16 protein-coding genes are annotated in these 18678 nt (G+C 60.9%); 9 read left to right on the top strand and 7 right to left on the bottom strand.

Features of this window, described 5'->3' with window-relative positions:
* Positions 1-64 precede the first annotated feature (64 nt).
* Entirely contained in the window at positions 65-991 is a 927-nt protein-coding gene (locus tag ACQZ5F_RS10120) for a patatin-like phospholipase family protein (RefSeq protein WP_046800692.1), read from the top strand.
* A 208-nt stretch (positions 992-1199) separates the two neighbouring features.
* Here the strand turns inward: ACQZ5F_RS10120 and ACQZ5F_RS10115 are convergent, their stop codons facing one another.
* Complete coding sequence (locus ACQZ5F_RS10115) at positions 1200-3032, bottom strand: monovalent cation:proton antiporter-2 (CPA2) family protein (RefSeq protein ID WP_225339429.1); 1833 nt, start codon at positions 3030-3032, stop codon at positions 1200-1202.
* A gap of 116 nt (positions 3033-3148) precedes the next feature.
* Here ACQZ5F_RS10115 and ACQZ5F_RS10110 point away from each other — a divergent pair, with 116 nt between their 5' ends.
* The 6 genes from ACQZ5F_RS10110 (at position 3149) to lpxK (ending at position 9236) form a co-directional block, all read left to right on the top strand.
* Positions 3149-4495: a TldD/PmbA family protein gene (locus tag ACQZ5F_RS10110; protein WP_225245372.1), complete on the top strand. Its 1347-nt coding sequence runs from the start codon at positions 3149-3151 to the stop codon at positions 4493-4495.
* A 92-nt stretch (positions 4496-4587) separates the two neighbouring features.
* Positions 4588-5394, top strand: a complete 807-nt coding sequence (locus tag ACQZ5F_RS10105) for a 3'(2'),5'-bisphosphate nucleotidase CysQ (RefSeq protein WP_046800694.1) — start codon at positions 4588-4590, stop codon at positions 5392-5394.
* A 61-nt stretch (positions 5395-5455) separates the two neighbouring features.
* Positions 5456-5695, top strand: coding sequence for a DUF4170 domain-containing protein (locus tag ACQZ5F_RS10100; RefSeq protein ID WP_046800695.1), 240 nt, complete (start codon positions 5456-5458; stop codon positions 5693-5695).
* Between the two features lie 212 nt (positions 5696-5907).
* Entirely contained in the window at positions 5908-7230 is a 1323-nt protein-coding gene (gene waaA / locus ACQZ5F_RS10095) for a lipid IV(A) 3-deoxy-D-manno-octulosonic acid transferase (protein WP_225339428.1), read from the top strand.
* On the top strand, positions 7224-7961 hold the full coding sequence (locus ACQZ5F_RS10090; RefSeq protein ID WP_225339427.1) for an HAD family hydrolase: 738 nt from the start codon (positions 7224-7226) through the stop codon (positions 7959-7961). Before waaA ends, ACQZ5F_RS10090 begins: the two co-directional genes overlap by 7 nt.
* Before the next feature lie 234 nt (positions 7962-8195).
* Entirely contained in the window at positions 8196-9236 is a 1041-nt protein-coding gene (gene lpxK / locus ACQZ5F_RS10085) for a tetraacyldisaccharide 4'-kinase (RefSeq protein ID WP_225339426.1), read from the top strand.
* Positions 9237-9445: 209 nt separating this feature from the next.
* On the opposite strand, the gene ACQZ5F_RS10080 is transcribed toward lpxK, so the two are convergent.
* A complete protein-coding gene (locus ACQZ5F_RS10080) occupies positions 9446-9667 on the bottom strand; it encodes a DUF2093 domain-containing protein (protein ID WP_046800699.1) in 222 nt (73 codons plus the stop codon).
* Between the two features lie 151 nt (positions 9668-9818).
* A complete protein-coding gene (gene mutL / locus ACQZ5F_RS10075; RefSeq protein ID WP_448730575.1) occupies positions 9819-11639 on the bottom strand; it encodes a DNA mismatch repair endonuclease MutL in 1821 nt (606 codons plus the stop codon).
* A 405-nt stretch (positions 11640-12044) separates the two neighbouring features.
* On the opposite strand from mutL, the gene ACQZ5F_RS10070 reads away from it, so the two are divergent.
* Both ACQZ5F_RS10070 and ACQZ5F_RS10065 read left to right on the top strand, forming a co-directional pair.
* Complete coding sequence (locus ACQZ5F_RS10070) at positions 12045-13664, top strand: response regulator (RefSeq protein WP_349506710.1); 1620 nt, start codon at positions 12045-12047, stop codon at positions 13662-13664.
* A gap of 140 nt (positions 13665-13804) precedes the next feature.
* Positions 13805-15157, top strand: coding sequence for a putative bifunctional diguanylate cyclase/phosphodiesterase (locus tag ACQZ5F_RS10065; protein WP_046800701.1), 1353 nt, complete (start codon positions 13805-13807; stop codon positions 15155-15157).
* A 225-nt stretch (positions 15158-15382) separates the two neighbouring features.
* Here ACQZ5F_RS10065 and ACQZ5F_RS10060 read toward each other — a convergent pair whose 3' ends face one another.
* From ACQZ5F_RS10060 to ACQZ5F_RS10045, 4 genes are read right to left on the bottom strand one after another with little or no spacing between them, the layout of a single operon-like run.
* Positions 15383-16270 carry an SMP-30/gluconolactonase/LRE family protein gene (locus tag ACQZ5F_RS10060; protein WP_309581351.1) on the bottom strand — a complete coding sequence of 296 codons (888 nt, stop codon included), beginning with the start codon at positions 16268-16270 and terminating at the stop codon, positions 15383-15385.
* 4 nt (positions 16271-16274) lie between these two features.
* A complete protein-coding gene (locus ACQZ5F_RS10055; RefSeq protein WP_448730480.1) occupies positions 16275-16904 on the bottom strand; it encodes a 2-dehydro-3-deoxy-6-phosphogalactonate aldolase in 630 nt (209 codons plus the stop codon).
* A gap of 14 nt (positions 16905-16918) precedes the next feature.
* Positions 16919-17833, bottom strand: coding sequence for a 2-dehydro-3-deoxygalactonokinase (locus ACQZ5F_RS10050; protein ID WP_309581352.1), 915 nt, complete (start codon positions 17831-17833; stop codon positions 16919-16921).
* A complete protein-coding gene (locus ACQZ5F_RS10045; RefSeq protein WP_309581353.1) occupies positions 17833-18615 on the bottom strand; it encodes an SDR family NAD(P)-dependent oxidoreductase in 783 nt (260 codons plus the stop codon). Before ACQZ5F_RS10045 ends, ACQZ5F_RS10050 begins: the two co-directional genes overlap by 1 nt.
* Positions 18616-18678 lie beyond the last annotated feature (63 nt).

Raw genomic sequence — 18678 nt, 5'->3', positions numbered from 1 at the left:
CACGGTCTTGTCTTGTTTGCGCAATAGGCAGGATTTTTTCTGCGGAAAGAATTTGGGTATTCGCATGGACCAGGGTGTAAACGAGAGTGTCACGATCGTGCGTGCCGGGGAAGATGTCCTCGAAGGCGACGGCGCGGGCGGCCATGAGCCGACATTCGGACTGGCGCTCGGGGGTGGTGGCGCGCGCGGCATCTGCCACATCAACGTCGTCGAGGCCTTCGACGAACTCGGCATTCGGCCGGTGGCGTTGTCCGGCTCCTCAATCGGCTCCATCATCGGCGCGGGCATGGCGGCCGGCATGAGCGGCCGGGAAATCCGCGAATACACTCTTGAGCTCATGGGGCGGAAGGGCTCGGTGGCAAACCGGCTCTGGAGCCTTGGGCCCGCATCCATGCGCCATGCGGTCGATGGTTTTCGCCTCGGGCAGTTCAATCTCGAACTCATCCTGCACGCCCTGATGCCGCAGGCGCTGCCGAAGGATTTTTCGGAGCTTGCGATCCCGCTGAAGGTAATAACGACAGATTATTACGCCCAGACCGAAGTGGTGGTGGAAAGCGGCGAGATCATTCAGGCGCTGGCGGCGTCCGCTGCCATTCCGGCGCTGTTCATGCCGGTGCGTATCGATGGCCGCATCATGATCGATGGCGGCATTTTTAATCCCGTTCCTTACGAACATCTGCTGGATCATGCCGATATCGTCATCGGCGTCGATGTGGTCGGCGGCCCGGAAGGTGACGGCACCACCATGCCGAACCGTCTGGACAGCCTGTTCGGCGCCAGCCAGCTGATGATGCAGGCAGCGATTGCCCTGAAACTCAGATTACGCCCGCCACACATCTTCCTGCGTCCGCCGGTGCACCGCTTCGGCGTGCTGGATTTCCTGAAGTCCGAAGAGGTGCTGAACGCCTCCGCCAGCATCAAGGACGATCTGAAACGGCAGATAGAGATGCAGGTGGAGCTGTTTCATCGCGGGCAGGGCGTGGAGGCCTGAGGGTTACTCGCCAAGTATTTGCCAGAAACGAGCGGGTGCCACTGATTTCTTCTCCCCGAGGGGGAGAAGGTGGCCCGAAGGGTCGGATGAGGGGGCAACGTCCCCGTATCTCACGACCCTTGCCCCCTCATCCCGCTGCCGCGGACTTCTCCCCGGCGGGGAGAAGAAACAAGCGGCGCTCTCCTGGTTCGAACGCGCGCCTTGCCGCCTATAGCGAAACTTCCGTCTCGCTGTCCTCCATATCCTCTTCTTCCTCCTCCCGCTTCTCCGCCTTGTTCTTCGGCTTCATCAGCGGCTCCGGTTTCACCTCGCGCACCGGCTTGTTGTGCAGCATCTGCCGGCCGGCGGCGAGGCCTTCCACGGCCTGCAGTTGCAGCCGCTCCTCGTCACGTTCGCGAATATCGTCGGAGATCGCCAGCGCCCGCTCGCCATCCATATCCAGCCCCTCCAGAATGCGCCGGCCGAATAGCAGGCCGGATTCCAGCGTCTCGCGCAGTTCGTATTCCACGCCCTTTTTCCTGAGATCGAGGGAATGCACGCGATCATAAGAGCGGGCATAGATGCGCACGCTTGGAAATTCCGACTGGATCATGTCGATGATGCGGTCGGTCACTTCTTTCTTGTGGGTGCAGACCGCCACCAGATCGGCCCGTTCGATGCCGGCGGCGATCAGCACATCCTTGCGGGTGCCGTCGCCGAAAAAGATGCGGAAACCGAAGCGTGCGGCCTGACGCACGCGATCGGCGGAACTGTCGATGACGGTGACGTCACGTCCGCCTGCGAGAAGGATCTGTGAGGCGATCTGGCCGAAGCGCGAAAAGCCGATCATCAGCACATCCGCGCCAGCCCCGTCGAAATCTTCGTCCAGCGTGTCTTCGGCGGCATCCTCCGCCGTCAACCGGCGCGATATCACCGCCAGAAGCGGCGTCAGCGCCATGGAAAGCGTGACGACGGCGACGAGGATCGAGGCGGTCGCCTGTGGAAACAGCCCGGAGGCGGCTGCCGTGGTGAAGAGTACGAAACCGAATTCACCGCCCTGCGCCAGAAGGAGTGCGATACGGCTCGACGCATATCGCGACGAGCCGGCAATGCGGCAAAGGCTGTAGATCAGTGCGGCCTTGACCGCCATCATTGCCGGCACGGCGATCAGGATGAGGAGGATGTGCTCATAGACGATTTTGACATGCAGCGACATGCCGACAGCCATGAAGAACAGCGCCAGTAACAGCCCGCGAAACGGTTCGATGTCGGCTTCCAGCTCATGCCGGTAGGAAGATTCCGACAGCATCAGTCCCGCCAGCAGCGCGCCCATGCCCATGGAAAGCCCGACAGCCTCCATGACGGCGGCAGCGCCGATGACGACGAAGAGTGCCGCCGCGATCATGACTTCGCGTGCACCCGTGCGGGCGATGATCTGGAACATCGGGGTCAGCAGGAAGCGTCCGGCCAGCACCATGCCCGCCACCGCAACGACCGAGGCGACGAGGTCGTAGACCATCGAATCCGACGCCACATCCGGCCGGTTGGAAAGAATGGTGACGAGCGCAAGAAGCGGTACGATGGCGAGATCCTGAAACAGCAGGATCGAAAACGAGCGGTTGCCGTGCCGCGTGTTCATGTCGCCGTCGTCTTCAAGAATTTGCAGCGCAAAGGCAGTGGAGGAAAGCGCAAGGCCGAAACCGGCGACAAGGCTGCCGCGCGCGTCGATCAGCCCCGCCCACCAGGCAATCGCGGCCAGCACGCTGCCGGTCACCAGCACCTGCGCCAGCCCGAGACCTAGAATATCGCGGCGCATCTGCCAGATGCGCGATGGCTTGAGTTCCAGACCGATGATGAAGAGCAGGAAAACCACGCCCAGTTCCGAGACATTGAAAATGTCCTTCGCATCCGTGACGAGATGCAGGAACGGCCCGATGATGATACCGGCCACCAGATAACCGAGCACGGTGCCAAGCCCGAGCTTGCGGAAAACCGAGGCCGCGACGACCGCTCCGGCCAGAAGCAGCAAGGGTTCGGAAAAGAGAGCGTCGTGCTCGGTCATGCGGGCGGACTTTCGAATAGGGTGGCGACAATACCGTCCGAATGGAGAAAGCGGCGTTTCGCCCTTGATGCGGGGTTGCTGGCACAATAAATGGAACAGGAATGAAAGGCCAACTCATGTCCTCAGAAATAGATTCTTCCAAACTTCTCGATCGCGCCAGCGAACTTGTCGATCTTGCCCGTGCCGCCGGCGCGGATGAGGCGGATGCCGTTGTCGTCCGCTCCCGCTCGCAATCGGTCGGTGTGCGGCTTGGCAAGGTGGAGAGCACCGAATCGTCGGAAAGCGACGATTTTTCCCTGCGCGTCTTCGTCGGCCGCCGGGTGGCAAGCGTTTCGGCCAATCCGGGCTTTGATCTGAAGACGCTGGCTGAGCGGGCGGTGGCGATGGCGAAGGTCTCGCCGGAAGACCCCTTTGCCTGCCTTGCGGACAAAGAACGGTTGGCGAACTCCTATGACGATCTCGAACTTTTTGACGCCACCGAGGTTTCGTCCGATCAGCTGCGCGAGGCCGCCCTTGCTTCGGAAGAGGCAGCACTTGCCGTCAAGGGTGTCAGCAATTCCTCCGGCGCCGGCGCATCGAGCGGCATGGGCGGCCTCGTCCTTGCCACATCGCACGGTTTTTCCGGCAGCTATATGGGCAGCCGCTTCAGCCGCTCCGTCAGCGTCATCGCCGGTGAAGGCACCAAGATGGAGCGCGACTACGATTTCGACAGCCGCCTTTATTATGCCGACCTGGATGCCGCCGAAGAAATCGGCCGCCGTGCCGGTGAAAAAGTCGTGCGGCGCGTCGGCCCCCGTCAGGTCGATACCGGCAGCAACATCACGGTGGTTTTCGATCCCCGCATCGCTCGCGGTTTCGTCGGCGCCATCGCTGGCGCCATCAACGGCGCCTCGGTTGCCCGCAAGACCAGCTTCCTGCGCGATAAGATGGGCCAGCAGGTTCTGAAAAAGGGTCTTTATCTGACCGATGATCCGCAGATCGTCCGCGGCCCGTCCTCCCGTCCCTTCGATGGCGAGGGCGTGCGCGGCGAGAAGATGACGATGATTGAGGACGGCGTGCTGAAACACTGGTTCCTGTCCACATCGGCAGCGCGGGAGCTTGGCCTTGAAACCAACGGCCGCGGCGTGCGCGGCGGCACCTCTGTTTCGCCGGCCTCCACCAATCTGGCGCTGGAACCGGGTGATATTTCGCCGGAGGATTTGCTGAAACAGGTCGGGTCAGGCTTTTACGTCACCGAACTGATTGGCCACGGTGCCAACATGATAACGGGTGAATATAGCTGCGGCGCGAGCGGTTTCTGGATCGAGAATGGCGAAAAGACCTTTGCGGTTTCCGAGGTGACCATCGCCTCGAACCTGAAGGACATGTTCATGCGGGTCACGCCGGCCAATGATATCGACCGCAAATATGGCGTCGCCGCATCGACGCTTGCGATAGAAGGCATGACGATCGCAGGCAAGTAACCAGCCTGCGGGTTGTTTTCGCCGGCACTTTATGTGCAAGTGCGAAGAGAAAAACAGGCGCGCCGTTTGAGGCGCGCGGAAAAGACGGCAAAATGAACGATATGGCTGAGGCCCGCTGGGCCTCCGATTTGCGGCTGGTCCTAGAGGCCGCGCGCAAGGCTGGCGAGACGGCTCTCGGTTTCTTCCGCAAGGACCCCGAGGTCTGGTGGAAGAATGGCGGGCTTTCGCCGGTCAGTGCCGCCGACTACGCCGCCAACGAAATTCTCGAAACCATCCTGCGTTCCGCCCGGCCGGATTATGGCTGGCTTTCGGAAGAGACGGATGACGATGCCGACAGGCTTTCCCGCTCCACCGTTTTCGTCGTTGATCCCATCGACGGGACCCGCGCCTTCATTGGCGGCCGGGATACCTGGTGTGTCAGCGTCGCGGTGGTGCATGAGGGGCGGCCGGTCGTTGCGGTCCTTGTTGCTCCGGCGCTTGCCGAGGAATTCACGGCGCTTGAAGGCGGCGAGGCGCTGAAGAACGGGCAGGCCATTTCCGTCGCGCGCGAAAATGCCGGCATCTTCCATCTGGCGGCCCCCGAAGACGTGATCGCTTATCTGCCGGAGGAGGTGCGCGCCGGCGTCAAGCGCATTCCGCACGTGCCTTCGCTCGCCTACCGGCTGGCCATGGTGGCGGATGGCCGTATCGACGGAACGCTGGTCAAGGCCAATTCCCATGAGTGGGATCTGGCCGCTGCCGACCTCATTCTGGAAAGAGCCGGTGGGCAGCTTGTCGGCCTCGATGGAAAACCTCTGATGTATAATCGCCGTGAGGTGAACCACCCCGCATTGTGCGCCGCAGCAGATTATGCGCTGCCCGCACTTTTGAAAGCGTTTTCACACGTTTCCGACGGTTGACGTTTGCCCGGAAATCCCGCAGATGAAGGCCTCTCTCAGCGTTTAAGAAAGAGATAATGACATGACGGAATCCGGCAAACCGAAACAGCTGCTGCACCTCGTCTTCGGCGGCGAACTTGAAAACCTTCAGGATGTTCAGTTCCGGGATTTGAATGCGCTCGATATCGTCGGCATCTATCCGGACTATGCTTCTGCCCTCACGGCATGGAAGTCCAAGGCGCAGATGACGGTCGATAATGCCCATATGCGTTATTTTATCGTGCATATGCACCGTCTTCTCAATCCCGACGACAAAAATTGAGTCCTTTTGCCCTTGCGTTGTAATACTATTGGGTGAAGGCGAGCTTTCCGTGATTCCTGCCGTTCAGCGCAGGCCGGGAGTTCCGGCACGAGAAAATGTGATCGCGCTTTCGTTTCCGATGATAAAAAATGACGCAATTTAAGAAGAAGTAGGCGGCGACAACAACAAGAACAGGGGCAGGCTTTGCGCGGAATGATCAAGGGCAGAATGTCATGAGCAGCCGTATCGCACGTTTCGCTCTTTCGGGTTACCGGATTGCCGGTATCGCTGCCTATCCCTTTGCCCGACCCTATCTTTCCTATCGGGCCGCAAAGGGCAAGGAAGACAAGCGCCGCCGCTTCGAACGTTTCGGTTATGCCAGCGCCGAGCGCCCGCGCGGGCCGCTCGTCTGGTTCCATGCCGCAAGTGTGGGCGAAACGCTTGCCCTCATTCCGCTGATCCGCGAAATTCGCAAACGCGACATTTTCGTGCTCCTGACCACCGGCACCGTCACGTCAGCCGAACTGACCCGTACGCGGCTTGGTGACGATGTGATCCACCAATATGTGCCGCTCGATATCAAGATCGCGGTCAACCGCTTCCTCACCTATTGGGCGCCGGATGCCGCCATCACCGCTGAATCGGAAATCTGGCCGGTGACGATGATGGAGCTGGAGCGCCGGCACATCCCGCAGATCCGGGTCAATGCCCGTCTCTCCGACCGGTCCTTCGACCGCTGGAAAAGCCGTCACGATATTGCGGAATCGCTGTTTTCCAAGCTGGCGCTGGTGGTTGCGCAATCCGATCTCGATGCCGAACGCTTCCGCGATCTCGGCTCCTGGCCGGTGGTGATTTCAGGCAACCTCAAGGGCGATACCGACCCGCCGCCCTGTGACGAGGCGCTGCTGGAGACCTATCGCAAGCAGGTCGGCAATCGCAAGACATGGGCGGCGATCTCCACCTTCGACGGCGAAGAAAAGGCTGCCGCCACCGTGCATGCGGCGATCAAGTCGCGCAACGGGCAACTGACCATCATCGTGCCGCGCCATCCCGAGCGTGGCGACGACGTGGAAGCCATGCTGAAGGGCATGGGACTGACGGTGGCGCGCCGTAGCCGCAACGACGTGATCACGCCGGAAACCGATATTTTCCTCGGCGATTCCATCGGCGAAATGGGGCTTTACCTGCGGCTGACCGAACTTGCCTTCGTCGGCCGTTCGCTGACGGCGGAAGGCGGGCAGAACCCGCTGGAGCCGGCCATGCTGGGCTGCGCCGTATTATCGGGCGCGCATGTGCAGAATTTCCGCGAGGCCTATCAGAAGCTGATCCGCGCCGGCGGCGGTCGTATCATCCGTGATGTGGAGATGCTGGCCAAGGCGGTGCACTATCTGCTGGTCAACGACAATGAGCGTTACAAGATGATCGATGCCGGCAACCGGGTCATTCAGGACATGCGCGGCGCGTTGTCCTCCACCGTCAAGGCGCTGGAACCCTATATCAACCCGCTTACCGTTTCGGCCAAGCTGCAACCGCGGAGCGCCATCGGTTCATGGTAGCGGATATCGAAGTTGATGCGGCGCAGTCGATCGCCGCCGTGCTTTTCGACAAGGACGGTACGCTTTTAGGTTATGACGCGAGCTGGGGACCGGTAAACCGCGAACTTGCGGCGATCGCGGCCAAAGGTGACGCGGCGCTTGCCGACCGCCTGCTGGCCGCCTGCGGCATGGACCCGATCACCGGCCACGTGGTGCCGGACAGCCTGCTCGCCGCCGGAAATACGGCGGAAATCGCCGCCGGTCTGGTTGCCGCCGGCTCGCCCTGCGATGTTGTCGAACTGACGCAGCGCCTCGACCGGCTCTTCACCGAAGCCGCGGATAAATCCGTGCCCGTCACCGATCTCAAGGCGTTTTTCGCACGGCTGAAGGCACGCGGCTACAAGCTCGGCATCGCCTCCAGCGACAATGAAAATTCCATCCGCCAGACGGCAATCCGCTTCGGTTTCGAGAGCGATGTCGATTTCGTCGCGGGTTATGACAGCGGTTACGGCACCAAGCCGCAGCCCGGCATGGTTCTCGGTTTCTGCGAAGCAATCGGATTTCCGCCGGAACGTGTGGCTGTTGTCGGCGACAATAATCACGATCTGCATATGGCGAAAAATGCGGGTGCGGGTTTACGCATCGCCGTTCTGACGGGAACCGGCTCACGCGAAAGCCTTGGTGCGGATGCGCATTATTGTTTCGATGATATTACCGCGCTGGAAGCGCTGTTGCCGGAACGGGTTGTTTAAGAAGGAACCACCCATCTCTTCCGTCATTCCGGCCTCGAGCCGGAATCCAGCCAGCCCAAGTCCTTGGGCTGAAACAGACTCTTCTCGCCGCGCAGACGCGCGCCGGATGGATTCCGGCTCGAGGCCGGAATGACGGAGAGCTTTTTTGCAATTTATGGTTTTTTCTGGCAAACAACCCCTGACGTATAACATCCGAACGAATGCCGTGGGCGACGCGGCCGGGAGCGGGCATAGATGGTTTCTGAAGCGCCGCCATTCTGGTGGCAGAAAGCGGGCTGGCAGGCATGGCTCCTGTCGCCTTTCTCGCTTCTCTACGGCAAGGTTGCCGGACGGCGGATGCGGACGGCAAAGCGGGCAAGCGTATCCGTCCCGGTGATCTGCATCGGCAATTTCACTGTCGGCGGAGCGGGCAAGACGCCGACGGCGATGGCAATCGCCCGGGCTGCTACCGCTAAAGGCCTGAAACCCGGTTTCCTCAGCCGCGGTTATGGCGGCACGCTTGATGTCACCACCCTTGTTGATCCGCACCATCACCGCTCCGCCGATGTCGGCGATGAGCCGCTGCTGCTGGCGCGTGAGGCGGTGACGGTGATTTCGCGCAGGCGCGTCGAGGGCGCGCATCGGCTGGTGAAAGAGGGCGTCGATCTCATCATCATGGATGATGGCTTCCAGAGCGCGCGCCTGACGCTGGATTATGCGCTTGTTGTCATCGATACGGTGCGTGGCATCGGCAATGGCCACCTCGTGCCGGGTGGGCCTGTGAGAGCGCCGCTGGCCGATCAGATGCGGCAGATGAGCGGCCTTTTGAAGGTCGGCAACGGCCATGCGGCCGATCCGCTGGTGAGACAGGCGGCAAAGGCCGCCAAACCCGTCTTCGTTGCAGCGATTGCGCCGCAGGAACCGCAGGAGTTCAGGGGAAAGCGCGTGCTGGCCTATGCCGGCATCGCCGATCCGGCCAAGTTTTATCGAACCGTTGAGGCGCTTGGCGGTGACATCGTGCAGCAGCGCTCCTTTCCGGACCATCATCACTTCAGCGACGACGAGGTCGCTGATCTCCTGCAGGATGCGGGCAAGGAGAACTTGCAGCTGGTGACGACGGCCAAGGACGCCGTGCGTCTCAATGGGCATCACGGTCGGGCAGAGGAACTGCTGTGGAACAGCCAGGTGATCGAGATCGACATGGTGTTCGATGACCCCAATGCGGCCTCAACGATCATCGATGCCGCGATCCAGCATTGCCGCGCCCGCCTGCTGCGGGAAAATGCGCGGTCGTAATTGTGGAGGTTGTCGGCAAGGTCCGGAAACCTCTCCTCCGTCATGCTCGGGCCTGTCCCGAGCATCTGCAACCTATCGATTTATGAGGCATCAGCAGATCCTCGGCACAAGGCCGAGGATGACATCGAGTGAGGGTGTCAGCCGCCTCTGCAACTGCTCCCGAGAAAGCCGCTTAACACACGTAAACGTTTCAGCGCGCCGTTTCCGGCTCATGCCGGCAAACTACCAGCCTTCCGTTCGGCCTCAAGCGAAGCGGCCGCGTCCACATAGGCTTCCTGCCGCGCTACGCTCCAGTAACGTAATTCATCGAGCGGAATGGTCTTTCCGGTGATGGCGCAGACGACATGCGAGCCGGTTTGCACGATCCGGAAGTCTCCGTCGAGATATTCGATGACGGCGAGACGATTTCCGCCTCCCTCAAATCTGTTCATCCGTTTTCGTCTCCTGCTCTGTCCTGTCAGGGCACCCAGTCCGAAACGGCGTAGCGTTTTCCTGAACAATCCGGATGCTCCAATGTCCTGGATTTATATCGTTCGGCGCGGCACAAGGCCAGCCCCGGCCGCTTGCGGCTGGATGAAGACGTCAGCTTCGACCGAAGAGCCGTTCTATATCGGAAAGTTTCAGTTCGATATAGGTCGGGCGGCCGTGATTGCATTGTCCTGAGCCCGGCGTGTTTTCCATCTGCCGCAGAAGCGCGTTCATCTCCTCCGGCCGCATGCGCCGGCCGGAGCGCACGGAGCCGTGGCAGGCCATGGTGGCCGCGACATATTCCAGCTTGTTGGCAAGCGTGGAGGCGGCGTCCCATTCGGCGATCTCGTCGGCAAGCTGGCGCACCAGCCCCTGCACATTGACCTCGCCGAGCATGGCCGGTGTTTCCCGAACCGCAACCGCTCCCGGCCCGAAACGCTCGATGACGAGGCCCAGCCCATCGAAACCGGCGGCATGATCCATCAGCCGGTCGCAGTCTTCCTCGGGCAGATCGATGATCTCGGGGATCAGCAGAACCTGTGACGGCGGACGCCGGGAATGCAGTGCATTGCGCATTTCCTCGAACACCAGCCGCTCATGTGCGGCATGTTGATCGACGATGACGAGGCCGTTTTCCGTCTGTGCGATGATGTAGTTCTCATGCAGCTGCGCCCGTGCGGCTCCGAGGGGGTAAAGCACCGGTTCGAACGAGGAATTTGCTGCGGCTTCGTAAGCCTCCCGTGGTTCCACCCGCGCCGTCGGCATAGTGATGTCGGAAAAGCGCGATTGCACCGCCTCCGCAAACTGTGACCCGCCGGAAACGGCGAGCGGCCGTGAGGGCGAGGTGGCGGCGGACCATGTCACGGAGGGAGAAGGCCGCAGACCGGACGGGCTGTATCCGGGACGAAAGGCATTCATCATCTGACTCGCGCCCGTCGTCGCCGCCCTGTCACCGTCGCGCGTCAGCGCCTGCCGGATCGCGCCGACGATCAGCCCGCGAATGAGGCCGGGATCGCGGAAACGCACGTCGGATTTCGCCGGATGCACGTTCACATCCACAAAAGCGGGATCGAGCGTGATGGACAGCACCGCCACCGGGTATCGCCCATGCGGCACGGTTTCGGCATAGGCGCCGCGAATGGCGGATAAAAGCAGCTTGTCCTGCACCGGGCGGCCGTTGACGAAAACATATTGATGCGCCGAGTTGCCGCGGTTGAAGGTCGGCACGCCGGCAAAACCGGTCAGCATCACGTCCTCGCGCCCGGCATCGATCTCGATGGCATTGTCCTTGAATTCCGCGCCGAGGATTTGCGCCATGCGGGCAAGGTGGTCATCGCCGGTCGAGGGGATTTCGAGCGTCGAACGGTCGGTGCCTGACAGCACGAAGCGGATATGCGGAAAGGCGATCGCCATCCGCTTGACGACCTCGGTAATGGCGGCCGCCTCCGCCCGTTCCGTCTTCAGGAATTTCAGCCGCGCGGGCGTGGCGAAGAACAGGTCGCGCACCTCGACGATGGTGCCGGCATTCGCGGCGGCGGGGCGCACGTCCGAAACCTTGCCGCCGGTAACCGAAATCACCGAACCCTGTTCCGCGCCCTGTTGGCGGCTGGTGATCGAAAGCTTGGCGACCGAACCGATGGAGGGCAGCGCCTCGCCGCGAAAACCAAGCGTGCGGATGTCATCCAGCGTCGTGGAAATTTTTGACGTGCAGTGGCGCCTCACCGCAAGCTCCAGATCGGCGGGTGACATGCCGGAACCGTTATCGGTGATCCGCACCAGCCCCTTGCCACCGCCCGCCGTGGCGATCTCGATCCGGGTTGCGCCCGCGTCGATGGCATTTTCCACCAGTTCCTTCGTGGCGCTGGACGGTCTTTCGATGACCTCGCCGGCGGCGATCTGGTTGATGAGGGTTTCTGAAAGCTGCTTGATGGCCATGATCGTCATTTTCGCGGATTCGCCATGGCTTCGAAAGCAAAAAACGCCAATTGCGGCAATTTGCACATGTTTTGTGGACTTCCGGGCATTTGATCATTTCCGTCAACGCCGGGTTAAGCGTTAATCCGCTTTTAATCGGCCTTGATTATGGTGGGGCGGCTTGAAATGACCGCAGGCAAGAGGCCCCCGTTCCGGGTGGTGTGTGACGTCGATTATGGGTGAACGTCATCTTCTCCTCAAGACTGCTTCAAGTGGCGAACCCTGATGTCTCTTTTTCGGAATTTGTCGTTTCATCCCGGCATCTGCCCTGAACGATTCCAATAGAAACATAAGCCTGACCCATTAACAGGCGGGAGTTTGCAGTTGAGTGATTTGGCGTCCTCTGGCGCGGGCGTTCATACGGTGATGCTTGATGCCCTTTGCGACGCGCTTGGCGCGGCGATCGTCGTTTACGACCGTAACGATCACATTATTTTCGCAAGCCGGAAACTGTTGAATTTTTTCCCGCTGGAAGAGGCCGTTGTCGGCCCCGGTGCGCGGCTGCGCGACTATCTGAGCGCGCTTTACGATTGTTATCTGCTGGAGACGGAAAATCTCGCCGCCAATGCCCGCCAGCTCGGGCGGGACGAATGGATCGGCGAGCGGCTGGCGCTGCACTGGAAGGAAAGATCGGAAAAGACCGAACGGCTGAAGGGCGAGCGCTTTCTGCGTTTCGTCATGAACCGCCTGCCTTCCGGGCTCGGCATCAGTGTCGTCGCCGATATTTCCGAACAGAAAAAAAGGGAAGAACAGTGGCGCATCGACCTTGAGCGGGTGCAGCTGATCGAGGACATCCTCGACAATCTGCCATTCCCCGTTTTGGTCAAGGACCGCAACATGGCCTATGCGGCCGTGAACAAATCCGCCTGCACCATGGTTGAAACCAGCGCGGAGAGCATTCTCGGCAAGACGGTTTTCGATCTGCATTCACGCAAGGTCGCCGCGCAGATCGATGCGGCTGACCGCGCGGTGATGGATAGCGGCACGCCGAGCCTCATTCCCGAAAGAGTGAGACGCATAAACGGCGAGGAAGTGCTGACGATTACCCGCAAGCAGCGCGTGGGTCGCCCGGGGCGGCATTTTCTGGTGACGACGATGGAGGATGTCACCGCGCTTGCCACCATCGATGCGAGCGGCAGGCCCGTCATCCCCTCGCTCGAACATGTCGCTTTCGTCGCCTCCACCTATGGAAAGGACGAGGGGGACGCACCGGCTAAAGACCTGCTGAAAAGCAAGGCGGTGCTGGTCGTCTCCGAAAGCGGGCGTTTTGCCGAATCCGCCGGCCGCCGGTTGACCGCGGGCGGCATGGATCATGCGGCGGTGACGAGCGAGGAAGAACAGCAGGCATTCATCGATATCGCTACCTCCGCCGGCGTGGGCATCGATGTCGTCGTCGTCGATGCCCAGATGAGCGTCACATGTCTCGATATAGCCGCTGCGCATGACCTGCCAGTCGTCACCATCGAGGAAGAGGAAATCGACGCATCCCTGCTGCATCACGTCGCCCTCGGTCTCAAATCGTCTCCTAACGAGAAATCGCCGGAGGAAGACTGGGAAATCATGACCGAAGACCTGCCCAGGATCCTCAAGACGGATGGTGTCTGCGAGATACTTCTCGTCGAGGACAACCGGGTCAACCAGATCGTCTTTTCGCAGATACTCGAAGGTCTCGGGCTTTCCTGGCGGCTCGCCGCCTCGGGCGAGGAAGCCTTGCAGCTTTTTGCGGAGCAGGCGCCTTCCGTCGTCCTGCTCGACACGACACTCGCCGATATCGACGGTTTCGAGGTCGCCCGCCGCATGCGTGAACTGGCGGGGGACCAGAACATTCCCATCGTCGGGGTCATCACCCACGCCTTCGAGGGCGATCTCGACAAATGCCTGGCGTCCGGAATGAACGACATGCTGCTGAAACCCGTCAGCCCTGACATGGTCGAGGCGGTTTTTCTGCGTGTTTTCGGCGCGGATGCGATGCGGCTGCAGGCCTGAACGCCCACCGACCCGGCCGTTTTTCCCGAGCGGCAGACTTTCCGAAAATGCCGCCGCATTTTTGGTTCGCAGCTCTATGGTTTTTTTAATACTTGCCCTGCATTGTGAGCGCGTTCACACAGGATTAACGAGATGCAGGAATGAAACGGGCAGAACCGCAATCGTTGCAGGTCAGCCAGAACGAGCTGCAGGCGATGGCTTACAGCGACCCTCTGACGGGGCTCGGCAACCGTTACCGTCTGCGGGACAAGATCCGCATGCTCGCAAGCGAACGCTCCAGCGACCCCGCGCCCTTCACGGTCGGCATCGCCAATATAGACGGCTTCAAACCCATCAATGATCTTTTCGGTGTTCAGGCGGGTGATGAAATCCTGTGTCAGGTCGCGCACCGCCTGAAGGCCTGCATTCCCGATGGCGCGGTCGTGACGCGCCATGATGGCGACGAATTCGCCTTCGTGCTGCCGCTCGTGTTCGAACGCACCGGCGCGGAGCGCATCGGCAACATGATCAAGGACGTGCTCTCGGCCCCTTACGATCTCGGTGATCGTAACGTTCGGCTTTCCTCCTCCTTCGGTTTTGCCATCTATCCCTTTGCCGGCGATGACTTCGAGGACCTGCTCAAAAGCGCCGAGACGGCGCTTTATCGCTCCAAGCGGCGCGGACGTGGCCAGATAACGGTCTATTCGCGTGAGATCGCGCAGGAAATGAAGCGCGCCACCCAGCTGGAACAGGCCTTGCGAAACGCCATCATCACCGATGCGATCGATGTGCATTTCCAGCCCATCGTCCGGCTGGAAGAGGCGAAGGTCATCGGCTTCGAGGCGCTGGCCCGCTGGAACGACCCTGATCTCGGCTTTGTTTCGCCCGCCGTCTTCGTGCCGCTTGCCGAAGAACGGGGTTTTATCGACGCTCTGTCGGAAGCCCTGCTGCGAAAGGCGGCGGAAGCCGCCCTGTTCTGGCCGCGTGAGCTGTTTTTGTCCTTCAACCTGTCTTCCGCGCAATTGATGGACCCGAGCACGGCGGATAATATTCTTTCGATCCTTGCCCGCGTTGGTCTCGATCCGCACCGCCTGGAGCTTGAAATCACCGAAACGGCTGTGATGACGTCAGCCGATACCGCGCAACGCATCATCAGCGAATTGCAGAGTGCCGGCGTTCGCATTTCGCTTGATGATTTCGGCACCGGCCAGTCCAGCCTTGGCCGCCTGCGCGATTTCACCTTCGACAAGGTTAAGATCGACCGCGCCTTCGTTTCCCGCATCAGCAGCGACCGCCCCTCGGAACACATCATCAAGGCCATCGTCGCCATGTGTGACGGACTTGATCTTGAGGTGGTGGCCGAAGGCATCGAGGAGCGGGTGGAAGAGGAAAAGCTGCGCGCGCTCGGCTGCGCCATGGGGCAGGGCTATTTCTACGGCCGCCCCGCCGATGCCGCCGCAACCCAGCGGTATCTGCATGAGAATTATCGCGAGATATTGTCGGATATTTCCTGAAAACCGGGTGACCATAGACCGGAGTCGAACTCACCAGCCCTCATTCCTGTGCTTGTCACAGGAATCCAGCCGACGCGCGTCTGCGCGGCGAAACGACTCCTTCCCGCCCAAGGACTTGGGCTGACTGGATTCCTGTGACAAGCACAGGAATGAGGGAGGTCGTTTCGGGAACAACCCTTGCCAGAAGGCGCTCCGCGTTTTGTTGCGGGCGGCATGCGCCTCGCTTCACAACCGGTAAAGCGGCTCGAACCGGCCTTTGACGTCGATGCCGAGGTCGAAGGTCAGGCCATGTTGCGGATTGGCGGCAAGGGCGCCCGCGTCCAGATTTTCCCGTGCGGAGGTGACGAGAAGGCGCGACGCGTCGGGTCCGATGAAGGCCGGGCAGGTTGTCTGTCCCGCCGGCACCTCATATCGGGCGATGTGATTGCCGTCCGTATCGTAGTGATCGACCGCGCCAATACCCCAGCGGGCATTCCAGATATGCCCTTCGGCATCGCAGACCGACCCGTCGATGCCGCCTTCGACCCCGGCGGAATCGATGAATACCTCTGCCTTGCCAGTGGGAAGGCCGGTCTCCGCGTCGAGCGACACCCGCATCAGCTTGTTCACCTTGGTATCGACGTAATATCCCGTCGCGCCATCGGGGGAGAAGCAGATTGAATTGGGGATGCTGATCTCGGCAAACAGTTTCGTCACGGTTCCCCGGGCGACGTGATAGATGCTGCCGGCACCTGTCTCCGCCTTCCGGCCCATGGTGCCGATCCAGAGCGCGCCGGAGGGGTGCATGCGCCCGTCATTGGAGCGGTTGCCCGGCAAGTCCTTTTCCAGCTCCGCATGCAATGTCAGCACGCCGGTCGCCGTGTCGCGCAGGAAAAGCCCGTCATCGGAGGCGATCAATTGCTTGTGGTCGCTGATCTTGGCCAGCGCGCTGCCCATGAAGGGCAGTGCGTACACCGTCTTGCGGCCGGAAGCGAAATGCAGCTCGTGCAACTCGCGCTCGATGATGTTGAACCACCAGGCGGTGCCTGTCGCAGGGTCGAAGGTCGGGCCTTCGCCAAGCATCATCGGCGTTTCGTCAAGCACATGTCCGGCAAAGGGAAAAACAGTCGCCAAGCTCTTATCCTCCGATGGCTGCGTCATAGGCCGAAAGTGTGACGGTAGCACGCTCGCGCACCTCGGCCGCCGTCATACCCGGCTTGTAGAGGCTGGTTCCAAGCCCGAAAGCGGTAATGCCGGCCGAGGTATATTCGGCGAAATTCCTGTCCGAAACGCCACCGACTGCGACAATGATGAGGTCCTTCGGCAGGATCGTCCTGATAGCATTTATGCCGGCCGGGCCGATGATGCTGGCGGGAAAGAATTTCAGCCCCGTCGCACCGGCCTTTGCAGCCACCAGCGCTTCGGTAGGCGTGAGAACGCCGGGCATCGTTACCATGCCCTTGACGCGCGCGGCGATGATCACCTCGGCATCGGCATTGGGGCTTACCATCAGCTTGCCGCCGGCGGCATCCAGTGCCTCCACGTCTTCTACGCTCAGCACCGTGCCGGCACCGATCAGGCAATCGGCAGGCGCCATCTTCGCGGCAATTTCGATCGAGCGGAACGGATCGGGCGAATTAAGCGGGATTTCGATGGCACGGAAGCCGGTTTCGATCAATGCACCGACGACGCCTTCGGTTTCCTCGGGTTTCAGACCACGCAGGATGGCGATCAGCGGATATTTCATGGCAGGGAAGGGGATACGCATGGTGGGTCTTTCTTTTATGACCAGATGGTATTGGCGGCGGCCAGCAATCCGCGCCGCACGGCCTCGTCTGCATCGATGACCGTATATTGGATATCAAGGGCCGTGAAGGCGCCTTCGTAAAGCGCACCGAGCGCGCCGGAGCCGATCAGCACGACCGGTGTGTCCCGCCGTGCATTGGCATGCGCGCCGGCAATTTCCAGCCCGATCATGATGCCGGAAAGCTTGGCCTTGGCATCGGTCGCGGTCAGACCATGCAGCAATTGCCCCGAGCGCAGGGTAAACAGCCGGTTGGTCGCCAATTGGGGATTGGCGTAGATGTCGCGCACGGCGGCCTTGAAGGCCTCGTGTTCGCCGGTAAAAGCGTCCGCTTCGGCCACCGCATGGGAAAGGATCGTCTGCTTGGAGATGACCTCGAACAGTTCGCCGGTCATGAAGGTGGCAAAGCCGGTCACGTCACCGCCCTTGACCGTCACCCATTTGGAATGTGTGCCCGGCATGCAGACAAGCTTTTCGCCAGCATCAGTGGAGGCGAGCGCACCGAGCAATTGCGTTTCTTCACCGCGCATCACGTCGGGCGCATTTTTATCCCGCTGCGCCAGCCCCGGCAAAATCCGGACATCCCGCGCCTGACCTGGTACCCGAACCGCGCCGTCGAGAACCGCTGAAAGCGCTGCCGGCACGTCGATATAACCGGCCTCAACCCAGCCCTGCCGCGCACCCGCCATGCCGCAGACGAGAACCGGCAGATTGTCAGGTGCACCCATGGCATCAAGATGCGATTGCAGCACCTCGGCAAAACCGGTGCGCGCGGCGGTGGTCATGCCTTCCGCGCTTCTGCGCTCAGCCAGCACCGCGCCGGAACGGCTCAGAAGCCAGAGCCGGAAACTGGTCGTGCCCCAGTCGACGGCGATAAAAGCGGGTTCGGACATTATAGGAGGCCTCCGTCTACGATTATGGATTGCGCCGTGATGGCGCTTGATGCTGAGGATGCGAGAAACAGGCTCGGCCCGGCGAGATCGGCGGCGATGAGCGTGCGCTTGAGACATTGCCGCGCCGTGGTGGCAGTGATGCCCTCGTCCGTCAGCCACAGCTCTTTCTGCCGCTCCGTGACGATCATGCCCGGCAGGAGCGTGTTGACGCGGATATTCTCCGGTCCCAGCCTGCCGGCAAGGCTCTTCGTCAGTCCGATAATGCCGGCCTTGGCCGCCGCATAGGACGGCAGTTCGCCCATGTTCAGCAGAAATGAGATGGATGAAAAATTGACGATGGATGCATTCTTCGCCTGTCTGAGATAGGGCAGCGCGGCTTGAACGGTGAAGAACATCTGCTTGAGATTGACGGCCTGATTGGCGTCCCAATAGGCTTCCGTCACGGTGTCTATGTTGTGGCGGTCATCCCACGCGGCATTGTTGACCAGCACCTTGATGCCGCCGGTGGCGGAGGCCGCCGCATCCACCGTCCGCCCGATGGCGGGAATGTCGCTCAAGTCTGTCTTGAAAAAATGCACCGGATGGGGAGCCACTCCTGCGAGCCGCTGGACGAGGGCGGCGCTCGGCTCCTCGGCGATGTCGATGAAGGCGACCTTCGCTCCCTGCATTGCGAAGGCTTCCACCAGCGATGCCCCGATGCCGGAGCCGCCACCGGTAATGAGCACGCCCGCATCCTTGAGGTCGGGAAATTGGGCTTGCATCATCGACATCGTCTCATCCATGAGGGCTTGATTGTTCCAATATATGGAACTAGATTTTATTAAATGGAATTATTCTCTTGGCGT

This window comes from Agrobacterium sp. 22-210-1, assembly GCF_053522525.1.
Note: the sequence above shows the minus strand (reverse complement) of the source record. Positions and strands in the feature narration are given on the sequence as shown.